The sequence below is a fragment of the Dokdonella sp. genome, assembly GCF_039926425.1.
In the GTDB taxonomy this organism is placed as follows: domain Bacteria; phylum Pseudomonadota; class Gammaproteobacteria; order Xanthomonadales; family Rhodanobacteraceae; genus Dokdonella_A.
In genome coordinates, this window is sequence record NZ_JBDSWZ010000279.1 from 1 (window position 1) to 10407 (window position 10407).

Here is a 10407-nt window from a genome sequence, read left to right on the forward strand (position 1 = left end):
AGCGCAAGTCGTTCGGGTCCTTCGAGAACGCTGATGATGTGCGCGATGAGCGGCTCGCGCCCTGACGAGAGCGTGCGTGCGAACACACCGCACAGCGCAATGTTGATCAGCACCGGCAGTGCGTCGAGCGCAAGCTGGCCCTGGCCGCGACGCGCGAGCCAGATGAGCACCGCCGCCACGGCGAGCCAGATCGCCCACGCGAACGGCCGACCACGACGCAACGTAGGCAGCATCACCACGCTGATCAATGTGAACGCGGCGAGTTCACCGAACACCCGATTGCCCGATGCGAACGCAGCGGCAAGCAGGACCAGGTAGACGATGATGCCGACGACGAACGCACGCGAGCGCTGCGCGGGTACGGCAAGGGTCGAGCGAGGAGAAGCCGGGGCAGACACGGAAGACAACGCGCGGGAATCATCGGAAGCATCGGGAATGCGGCGCGACTGTACCATAGGGTCGACACCGGGCCGCGGGCCGAACACGGGGAGAACGGATGAGCGAGGCGGATGCGGTGATCGAGTGTGACGTACTGGTGGTTGGCGGCGGTCCGGGCGGATCGACTGCGGCGACCCTTCTGCAGCAGCAAGGCAGGCGCGTGGTGCAGCTGGAGAAGGAGCATCACCCGCGCTTCCACATCGGCGAGTCATTGCTGCCGGCAAACCTGCCGATTTTCGATGCGCTCGGCGTGATGGACAAGGTGCGCGCGATCGGTGTTCTCAAACTCGGTGCGGATTTTCCGTCCAGCGACGGCAATTATCAGACGTTTCACTTCGCGCGCGCGCTTGGAACGACACCACCGCATGCGTTCCAGGTCAAGCGCGAGGAGCTCGATGCAATGCTGTTCGCGCACGCACGCGAGTGCGGGGTCGATGCGCGCGAAGGCGTGAAGGTGGAACGCGTCGCCATGGATGGTATCGGCAAGGTGGTGGCCCAGGCGCGAGGCAGCGACGGCTCCGCAATCTCGGTGCGCGCGAAGTACCTCGTCGATGCAAGCGGCCGCGACACGCTGCTCGGAAGCGCACTGCAGCTCAAGCGCAAGAACGCGAAACACCAGAGTGCGGCGATCTTCGCGCACTACACAGGTGTCGAGGCGAGACCGGGCGCTGACGCGGGCAACATCAGCATCTACAACTTTGCGCACGGCTGGTGCTGGTTCATTCCACTGCGCGACGGCGTGACGAGCGTCGGCTGCGTCTGTTTTCCGGAGCACCTCAAGCAGCGGCGCGGGCGCAACGAGGAATTTCTCGAAGCCACCCTGCAATCGATGCCGGACGCATTCCGCCGCATGGCGAACGCGACGATGGTGTCCGAAGTTCGCGTCACCGGTAACTACTCGTACACCTGCGAACGGATGGCAGGGCCGGGATGGGTGATGGTCGGCGACGCGTTCGCGTTCGTCGATCCGGTGTTTTCGTCGGGCGTCTATCTCGCGATGCACAGCGGCCAGAAGGCCGCGGCGATGGTCGGGGCGATCCTTGATGCTCCCGCACGCGAGACGGTGCTGCAACGCGAGTTCGCGCGCCGCATCCAGCGCGGCGTACGCGTATTCTCATGGTTCATCTACCGCTTCAATTCACCCGTGATGCGTCACCTCTTCGCGCATCCGGGCAATCAGTGGCAGATCGAGCAGGGAGTCATCTCGATGCTCGCGGGCGACGTGTTCGACCGCAAGGACGTGATGCAAAAGCTCACGATCTTCAAGCTGATCTACGCCTGCTACGGCATCGGAAACCTGCGGCGCTGGCTCGGCGAGATGATCGCCCGTCGCCGCCGCGCGCATGTCGCATTCAGCGGCGGCAACACGCCTGTGGATCCGGCTTGAGCGAGAGGTTTCCAGGCGAAACACAGATCAAACGCCTGACACACGAGGGACGCGGAGAAAACGACGTTTTGCCTTTCAGCGTCGTGTTCTTCGTGGTCTTCATGTTTCAATTTTCTCGCACTGTCTTTTCGCACTGCTCGCGCGTTTTCAGACCCATCAACCCACGCGATTCTGCTCGATGTGGGCAGACAGGTCGCGCAGACTGGAGAAGATCCGCTGGTTGTCGGGATTGTCCGAGCGCAGCTGGAAACCGTAGTGCTTCGACACGGCGAGCGCGAGTTCGAGCGCGTCGATCGAATCGAGTCCGAGATCGCCGCCGAACAGCGCAGCCGACGGTTCGATCTGTTCAGGCTTGACCCAATCGATGTTGAGGCTGCTGACGAGGAGTTGAGCAAGTTCGTTCTCGGCGGGCGTCTGCACCGCCGCGCTGGCTTGTGTCGTCATAGGTGGAAACGCCTCGCTTGGCGCGGAAAATCGTGGTGGCAGTGTATCATCGCCGGCCCTCGCAACCGCCTGAACGGCGTCCATGTCCGCCCTGAACATGCGCCCATGTCAATCTCGATGACCGCCGCCCCCTCGTCAGCCACGTCGCTTGGCGTGGGCTATGAACGTGCATCGATCAACGCCGTGCTGCAGCAGCCGGGTGTCCTTGCGGTGATCGGCTTTGGCGGCGCCATGCCCATCGCCGATGATCCACGCGTGCTGCGCATCGGTCTCGAACCTGTACAGGCCGGCTGGCTCGAAGTGTGGCGAGGTGGTGCCGGCGCGGAATGGGGATCCGACGCGGATCTGCGCTGGAGCACTGACGGCATCCATCTTTTTTTCGCGATCGACGTGGTCGAAGCCGACCATGGCGGCATCGTCGGCGCCACCGAGCACGCGTATCGCCGCATCAATGCATTCGTTGGCCCGAGCGCGACGCCACATGTGCTGCGACTGTGGAACTATCTCGACGCAATCAACCTCGGCGACGGCGATGACGAACGCTATCGATTGTTCTGCGAGGGTCGCGCACGCGGCATGCGTGTGTACGGCGAGACACACTATCCTGCAGCGTCGGCGATCGGTCGGCAGGATGGCGTGCGCATCCTGCAGGTGTACGGACTCGCTTCGCGCATCGCGGGCGTGCCCATCGAGAACCCCCGACAGACCAGCGCCTGGCGCTATCCGCGCCGATACGGGCCGGTGGCTCCCACGTTCGCGCGCGGCATGCTTGCCTCGTCTTCCCAGCTGCTGATTTCCGGCACCGCGGCGGTGGTTGGCCACGCGTCGCGTCACGACAACGATCTCGCAGCACAGGTCGAGGAGACCCTCGCCAATCTCGAGAGCCTGCTGACGCAGGCGGGTGTCGCGGAGGCGGAGCTGGGCGCCGACAGCTGCCTGAAGATCTATCTGCGCGATCCATCCTGCGCCGACTTCGTGATCGACGCGTTGGGCCGTCATGCGCCGACGCTGCCTGAACCTCTGGTACTCGCCGGCGATATCTGCCGCGCCGAGCTGCTGGTCGAAATCGACGGCATGCACGGCGTCGCCCGTTGATCCCGGAACGCGTGACGCGTTCGCGATAATCGGCTCTTTTCCACATATTTCGACCAATGGGCGATTGCAGTCGGCCATTGCACGCGCGCGCATTTTTCGCGCTGCGTCGCACCATGCAATTTTCTTGCGATAGGCTGAAATTAAGCACAGTCTTGCCGTTCGCGGGGGGCGCGACGGATACATTGCATGGATATCGAAATGCGCCTGGCAGAGGAGTTTCTCCCGCTGCATTGTGTCAATCACGTTCGTCGCACGGCGAATCGTTGCATCTCTCCTGGAGGAAAGGCGATATGAGTTCAATTTCAAACACAGGCCAGCGCGTTGCGCTGCTGTGCGCAGGCATCACGGCGGTGTTCGCCTGTGGCGCAGCGTACGCGGCATCGGCTGGTGATCAATGGCCTGCACCGGGTGGCGATGATTCGCTGAGCCGGCACAGCACGCTCACCGACATCAACAAGAGCAACGCCGACAAGATGCAGATGGCGTGGTCGATGTCGACCACCGCAACCCGCGGCCACGAAGGCCAGCCGCTGGTCATCGGCAACATGATGTATTTCGTCAGCGCGTATCCGAACCACGTGTTCGCTGTCGATCTGTCCGAGGCTGACAATTACCAGGTCGCCTGGAAATACTCGCCCAAGCAGGATGACCACGCAGTCGCTGTGGCGTGCTGCGATACCGTCAACCGCGGTCTCGTCTACGGTGATGGCAAGGTCGTGTTCAACACGCTCGACGGCCAGGTCATCGCGCTCGATGCGAAGACCGGCAAGGAAGTGTGGAAGGTCAAGCGCGCAGATCCGAAGAAGGGCGAGACCAGCACGCCCGCTCCGATCATCGTCAAGGACATCGTCATTTCCGGAATGGGTGGCGACGAATTCGGCGCACGCGGTCGCATGCAGGCGTATTCGTTGAAGGATGGCCACGAAATGTGGACCTGCCACAGCACCGGCTCCGACAAGGACGTGTGCCTGGGCAAGGACTTCAACAAGAAGCACCCGGAATACGGCGGCCTCGGCGATCTCGGCATCAGCTCGTATCCGGGCGACGAGTGGAAGCGCGGCGGCGGTGCACCGTGGGGCTGGATCAGCTACGACCCGAAGCTCGACCTGATCTACTACGGAACCGGCAACCCCGGCCTGTGGAGCCCGACCTATCGCTGCAAGTTCAAGACGCACGAGGAGTGCAACAAGGGCACGCAGGACAACAAGTGGTCGATGACGATCTTCGCGCGCAAGCCGGAAACCGGCGAAGCGGTGTGGGGCTATCAGATGACTCCGTTCGACCAGTGGGACTATGACGGCATCAACGAGCCGATCCTCACCGAACTCGATGGCAAGCCGGTCCTCGTCCACTTCGATCGCAATGGTTTTGCATACGTGCTCGACCGTCGTGACGGCACTCTCATCCACGCCAACAAGTACGTGAATGTTGACTGGGCCGAAAAGATCGACATGAAGACCGGTCGTCCGATCAAGGTCAAGGAACATTCGCCGTTCGAGCTCAACAAGCCGATCAAGGCGTCGCCGTCCGCGATGGGTGGCAAGGATCAGCAGCCGTGCGCGAATGATCCGAACGACGCGAAGATCTTCTTCTGCCCGACCAACAACTGGTACATGGAAGACGAGCCCAAGGAGCGCGGCGCGATCATGACCGGCATCGTCTACGTGTTCGCCAACGTTGCGATGAAGGCCGAGAAGCCGGGCAACCTCGGCAACTTCAAGGCGTTCGACGTGACCACGGGCAAGACCAAGTGGGAAATCCACGAGAAGTTCCCGACCTGGGGTGGCGCGCTCGTGACCGACGGCGGTCTCGTGTTCTACGGCACGCTCGACGGCTGGTTCCGTGCGGTCGACAAGGAGAACGGCAAGATCCTCTGGTCGCGCAAGCTGGCCTCCGGAATCATCGGCAACCCGATCACCTACAAGGTTGCCGGTCATCAGTACGTGTCGGTGTTCGCGGGAATCGGCGGCTGGATCGGCCTTCCGATCTCCGCAGGTCTTGATCCGGCCGATCCGTTCGGTGCGCTCGGCGCGGTCGGCCTGGCCTACGAGAATGGCTTCGACAAGATCCCGACCGGCGGCATGCTCTACACGTTCCGCGTGGATGGCGGCGACATGGGCAAGGCCAGCGTCGCGAAGAACTGATTGCAACACAGCAACATGATGCATGCATCGGGGCCGCAAGGCCCCGATGTTTCTACCGGCTACCGCGTTCGACCCGATTGCGCGAATCCATCCGCCGCCCGCTTTTATTGCGATGCCCCATGACGCCTCGCGTCGATTGGCGCATCGTCTCCCTGTCCAGAAATCCAGTCGTGATTCCGGCGCCCCGCAGCGCGGATCAATCAGTCAAGGTTCAAACCCTTTTCAGCATGCTGCGCTTCACCCGCGGCACTCCGGAGTTTCCCGTGCGACCCATCCCGTTGTTGTTGATCATCCCTTCGCTGCTTGTGGCTTCAAGCGCCTTTGCGGCGGCCGAGCCCATCGTGAGCGAAACGCCGCCCTTGCGAGTGTGTGCCGATCCCGGAAACATGCCGTTGTCCAACAAGAGCGGGGAAGGTTTCCAGAACAAGATCGCCGAGATCCTCGCCAAGGGCATCGGCGCTCGCCTGGAGTATTACTGGTATCCGTACTACGGTCGTGGCCTCGCCCGCAGCACGATCAATGCCGACCATTGCGATGTTCTGATGGACGTTCCGTCCGACTACGAACAAGCGTTGGTGACGAAGCCGTACTACAAATCCACGTTTGTGCTTGCGTACCGGCACGACCGCGACCACCCGATCAACTCACTCGATGATCCGATCCTGCAGAAATGGAAGATCGGCGTGTTGCAGAGTTCTCCGGCGCGCGTCGCATTGCGCGAACACAACATTCTCGAAAATACCGAGGTCAAATACGTTTTCTACGATTCCACCTTCAACCCCAACGACCACCCCGGCAAGCAGGTCGAGGATGTGGTCGGCGGCAAACTCGACGCCGTCGAAACGTGGGGTCCGATCGCTGGCTATTACGCAAAAATGCAGAAGGCGCCGATCGACATCGTGCCGCTGAACATGCTCGATGACAGCGTACCGCTGGAATTCTCGATGTCCTTTGGCGTGCGCCGCGCCGACAAGGCACTCAAAGCGCGCCTCGACAAGGCGTTCGCCGACAACAAGGACGCGATCAGGGCCGTGCTCGACAGCTATGGCGTGCCATTGCTCAAATGCGCCGACTGCATCGTTTCCGGCGATCTCGTCGCGCACGGACCTTATTCCAATCTTGAAGCGGCGAACGTCGAAGCGCGCAAGGACCATCCCGAGTCGTCCGCGAGCGAACTGGAAGCCACGAAGAAGCGCATCCTCGAAGGCGCGAGCCCCACCAAGGAGCTGGCCGATGCGGTCGTCGGCAACGACCCCGCCCGGGTGCGCTGGTTGCTCGGCCACAAGGCGAACATCGATGAGGTTGCCCAGCTCGACTTCAATGCCCTGCAGTGGGCAGTGCGCGAAGGGCACGTCGAGATTGCGCGCATTCTGCTGGAGCACCGGGCGAACGTCGAGTTCGCGGACAAGGACGGTTGGACTCCATTGATGTCCGCCGTCTACCGCAACAATCCCGACATGGCGGAGTTGCTGATCGACAAGGGCGCAAAGGCAAGTGCGTACAACGCCAAGGGCATGAGCCCGCTGTACATCGCGATCACGTACGGCGACTTCGACATGGTCGAAACGCTCGTTGCCAAGGGCGTCGACGTGAACGCGATCAACCAGGCCGGGTACACGCCGATCATGTTCGCAACGGCGAAGAGCCAGGAGGGCGTGCTTGATCTGCTGATCAAGAAAGGCGCGAACGTGCGTGCCGCGAACAAAGCTGGCATCACCTCATTGATGCTCGCTGCCGCCGAGAACAACGATTCCCGGGTCAAACGCCTGCTCGCTGCAGGAGCAGATCCGGCTGCGAAGGACAGCAAGGGCCAGAACGCGCTCGATATCGCGCGCGTCAAGGGCAATACCGGCATCGTCGAGATCCTGTCAAAGAATTCATGACGCGACAATGAGTCAGATACCCGTCGCAACCGCGACGGTGCGTCCGACATGAATCGCACGTCGTCGATCCATCCACGTTCCCTGATTGGAGTTATAGATGTCACCACGCAATGTGTTGTGCGCCACTCTGCTCGCACTGGGATGCGCGGCGGTCTTTGCGACTGCGGTGCAGCAGCCCGCTTCGGCGCAGGAAGTGAAAGAGCAATGGAATATCGACGCGCCGCCGCCGGCTGACGCCGATACCAACAAGCAGCCAGCAGTCGACCCGCACAAGGCGGCCGCGGTCGGCGCGAAACCGGCCGGCGGCGCGCCCGCCGGTGGCACGAATGATCACGGATTGACGGTGGTCAAGAATCCGTACACCGACAATGCAGCAATGATTGCAGAGGGCAAGGAGTTGTTCGTTTCAAAGGCCTGCAGTGGCTGCCACGGCGCCGGCGGCGGCGGCGGGATGTGTCCGCCCGTGATCAACGATACATGGGTGTATGGCAGCGACGATACGACCCTGTTCAACCTCGTCAAACTGGGCAGCGCCGCCATGCAGGCGAAGGGATACACGCGTGTCGGCCACGAGACCATCGTCGGCGAGATGCCGCCCTTTGCGAGCGTGATCACCGACGACGAGGAATGGAAACTGATCGCCTACGTCCGTTCGAAGTACAAGGGCGATGCTTCACTGCGCGACTGGTAGCAAGCGGCGGTTGAAAGCCGATATTCCGGACAGTGCTGATTGTCGTAAGGTAATGCCCTGCTTCAAATCGATGGACACAGGATGCGCGTTTCGAAGTTCCACATTCCGATGAAGTCGGTGCTCGCCGGTGTGCTTTGTACGGCGCTTGCGACGCCGCAGGTTCTGGCTGCGCCGTTCGCGTACGTGCCCAATCAGAAAAGTGGATCGATCTCCGTGATCGACGTGGCCAGCGATACGGTGACGCGCACTCTGACGGCAAGCGGCAAGCTCGGCAAACGGCTCCAGGCCATCGACGTCAGCAGCGACGGGAAGGTTCTGTATGTCGTCGATGCCGAACACAACGACCTGTTTGCGATCGATCCGGTTTCCGACAGCGTCGTGCGGAAGGTGGCCATCGGTGACGATGCGGAAGGCGTGAGGTTGTCTCCATCGGGCAATCAGCTGGCGGTGTGCGCCGAGGGTCAGAACCTCGTGCTCCTGATCGATGCGAAGACACTCAGGATCGACGCGAAGATTCCGGTGAAGGGGCGTAACCCCGAACATTGCGAGTTCACGCCCGACGGCAAACATCTGGTCACGAGCAACGAAGGATCCGACAACCTCGACGTGATCGATCTTGCAACGCGCGTGTCGACCGGGGTGATTGCGACCAGCGGGCACCCGCGCGGAGCAGCGTTCCTGCCGGACGGCAGCCTTCTCTACGTTGCGCAGGAATCTGCGAACAAGGTCGATGTGATCAACGTCGCCGAGCGAAAGAAGACGCGTTCGATCGACACCGCGTTGCGCACCGCGGGCCTCACGATCACCAGTGACGGCAAACGCATCTATGCCACGAACGGTGGCGCCGGCAGCGTGTCGGTGATCGATACCGCAACCAACAAGGTGATCAGGGAAATCCCGGTCGGCAAGCGGCCATGGAACATGGCGCTGACGCCGGACGGCAAGAAGCTGTATGTGGCAAACGGCCGCTCGAACAGTGTCAGTGTCATCGACACGGTCACGCTCGCGGTCGTGAAAGAGATCGCGGTCGGCGAGCTGCCTTGGGGTGTGGTCATTTCGCCCTGATATCACTGAGCATCTGCAGCTTGTCTCACCGCTGCACCCGGACACCTTTTCAATTCGGAGAGCACAATCATGAAAACCCGCGCAGCAGTCGCATGGGAAGCCGGCAAGCCGCTGTCGATCGAGGAAGTCGATCTCGAAGGCCCGCGCGCTGGTGAAGTGCTGGTTCGCATCGTCGCGACCGGCGTCTGCCACACCGATGCGTTCACGCTGTCAGGCGACGATCCGGAAGGCCTGTTTCCGGCGATCCTCGGCCACGAGGGCGGCGGCATCGTCGAGGAGATTGGCGAAGGCGTCACCAGCGTCAAGGTCGGTGACCACGTGATCCCGCTCTACACGCCCGAGTGCGGCAAGTGCAAATTCTGCCTTTCTGGCAAGACCAATCTCTGCCAGGCGATCCGAGTGACGCAGGGCAAGGGTCTGATGCCGGACGGCACCTCGCGTTTTTCGAAAAACGGCAAACCGATCCTCCATTACATGGGGACGAGCACGTTCTCCGAATACACGGTACTGCCGGAAATCGCGCTCGCAAAGATCAACCCGGCTGCGCCACTCGACAAGGTCTGCCTGCTCGGCTGTGGTGTCACGACGGGAATCGGCGCGGTGCTCAACACGGCGAAAGTGGAGCCGGGAGCAAGCGTTGCCGTGTTCGGCCTCGGCGGCATCGGCATGTCGGTGATCCAGGGAGCGGTGATGGCGAAGGCGGGCCGCATCGTCGTCGTCGACATGAACCCCGAAAAGTTCGTGATGGCGAAGCAGCTCGGCGCGACCGACTTCATCAACCCGAAGGATTATCCGGACACGCCCATCCAGCAGGTGATCGTCGACCTCACCGACGGCGGCGTCGACTATTCGTTCGAATGCATCGGCAACGTCAAGGTGATGCGCTCGGCGCTCGAGTGCTGCCACAAGGGCTGGGGCGAATCGATCATCATCGGCGTCGCGGGCGCCGGACAGGAGATTTCGACGCGTCCCTTCCAGCTCGTCACCGGTCGCGTATGGCGCGGTTCCGCGTTCGGTGGCGTGAAGGGCCGTTCGCACTTGCCGGGCTATGTCGACCGCTACATGAGCGGCGAATTCAAGATCGACCAGTTCGTGTCCGCCGTGCTGCCGCTCGACCAGATCAACCATGCCTTCGAGTTGATGCACGACGGCAAGGTGATCCGTTCGGTGATCCAGTACTGAAGCGTCGCTTGAGGATCCTGCTCGCGCAGGTTGTTTTGAACGTTTTCCAGATGGCCGCATCCAGCGGCCGCTGATCCA

Annotated in this window: 8 protein-coding genes and 1 pseudogene; 7 read left to right on the top strand and 2 right to left on the bottom strand. The window is 61.9% G+C overall.

The window, feature by feature from the left end:
- Positions 1–398 (bottom strand): annotated as a pseudogene (locus ABIV12_RS15915) (hypothetical protein); the annotation flags it as partial.
- Between the two features lie 98 nt (positions 399–496).
- Here ABIV12_RS15915 and ABIV12_RS15920 point away from each other — a divergent pair.
- Positions 497–1825, top strand: a complete 1329-nt coding sequence (locus ABIV12_RS15920; protein WP_348061121.1) for an NAD(P)/FAD-dependent oxidoreductase — start codon at positions 497–499, stop codon at positions 1823–1825.
- Between the two features lie 156 nt (positions 1826–1981).
- Here the strand turns inward: ABIV12_RS15920 and ABIV12_RS15925 are convergent, their stop codons facing one another.
- The gene (locus tag ABIV12_RS15925) at positions 1982–2269 is read right to left on the bottom strand and encodes a phosphopantetheine-binding protein (protein ID WP_348061123.1); all 288 of its coding nucleotides are present in this window, start codon (positions 2267–2269) and stop codon (positions 1982–1984) included.
- Between the two features lie 117 nt (positions 2270–2386).
- Between ABIV12_RS15925 and ABIV12_RS15930 the strand changes: the two genes are divergently transcribed.
- The 6 genes from ABIV12_RS15930 to ABIV12_RS15955 all read left to right on the top strand — a co-directional run bounded on the left by ABIV12_RS15930 (position 2387) and on the right by ABIV12_RS15955 (position 10329).
- Positions 2387–3364 carry a pteridine-dependent deoxygenase gene (locus ABIV12_RS15930; RefSeq protein ID WP_348061125.1) on the top strand — a complete coding sequence of 326 codons (978 nt, stop codon included), beginning with the start codon at positions 2387–2389 and terminating at the stop codon, positions 3362–3364.
- A gap of 290 nt (positions 3365–3654) precedes the next feature.
- On the top strand, positions 3655–5508 hold the full coding sequence (locus tag ABIV12_RS15935) for a PQQ-dependent dehydrogenase, methanol/ethanol family (protein WP_348061127.1): 1854 nt from the start codon (positions 3655–3657) through the stop codon (positions 5506–5508).
- A 263-nt stretch (positions 5509–5771) separates the two neighbouring features.
- Positions 5772–7391, top strand: coding sequence for a quinoprotein dehydrogenase-associated putative ABC transporter substrate-binding protein (locus ABIV12_RS15940; protein WP_348061129.1), 1620 nt, complete (start codon positions 5772–5774; stop codon positions 7389–7391).
- Between the two features lie 97 nt (positions 7392–7488).
- Positions 7489–8082 (top strand): c-type cytochrome, encoded by a 594-nt coding sequence (locus ABIV12_RS15945; RefSeq protein ID WP_348061131.1) that lies wholly within the window; start codon positions 7489–7491, stop codon positions 8080–8082.
- Positions 8083–8163: 81 nt separating this feature from the next.
- Positions 8164–9147, top strand: coding sequence for a beta-propeller fold lactonase family protein (locus ABIV12_RS15950; protein ID WP_348061133.1), 984 nt, complete (start codon positions 8164–8166; stop codon positions 9145–9147).
- A gap of 69 nt (positions 9148–9216) precedes the next feature.
- On the top strand, positions 9217–10329 hold the full coding sequence (locus ABIV12_RS15955; RefSeq protein WP_348061135.1) for an S-(hydroxymethyl)glutathione dehydrogenase/class III alcohol dehydrogenase: 1113 nt from the start codon (positions 9217–9219) through the stop codon (positions 10327–10329).
- The last annotated feature ends 78 nt before the right edge of the window (positions 10330–10407 follow it).

Coding starts and splice junctions, on each gene's coding strand:
- ABIV12_RS15925 (WP_348061123.1), bottom strand. CDS start 2,269: ATGACGACACAAGCCAGCGCGGCGGTGCAGACGCCCGCCGAGAACGAA.
- ABIV12_RS15945 (WP_348061131.1), top strand. CDS start 7,489: ATGTCACCACGCAATGTGTTGTGCGCCACTCTGCTCGCACTGGGATGC.
- ABIV12_RS15950 (WP_348061133.1), top strand. CDS start 8,164: ATGCGCGTTTCGAAGTTCCACATTCCGATGAAGTCGGTGCTCGCCGGT.
- ABIV12_RS15930 (WP_348061125.1), top strand. CDS start 2,387: ATGACCGCCGCCCCCTCGTCAGCCACGTCGCTTGGCGTGGGCTATGAA.
- ABIV12_RS15920 (WP_348061121.1), top strand. CDS start 497: ATGAGCGAGGCGGATGCGGTGATCGAGTGTGACGTACTGGTGGTTGGC.
- ABIV12_RS15935 (WP_348061127.1), top strand. CDS start 3,655: ATGAGTTCAATTTCAAACACAGGCCAGCGCGTTGCGCTGCTGTGCGCA.
- ABIV12_RS15955 (WP_348061135.1), top strand. CDS start 9,217: ATGAAAACCCGCGCAGCAGTCGCATGGGAAGCCGGCAAGCCGCTGTCG.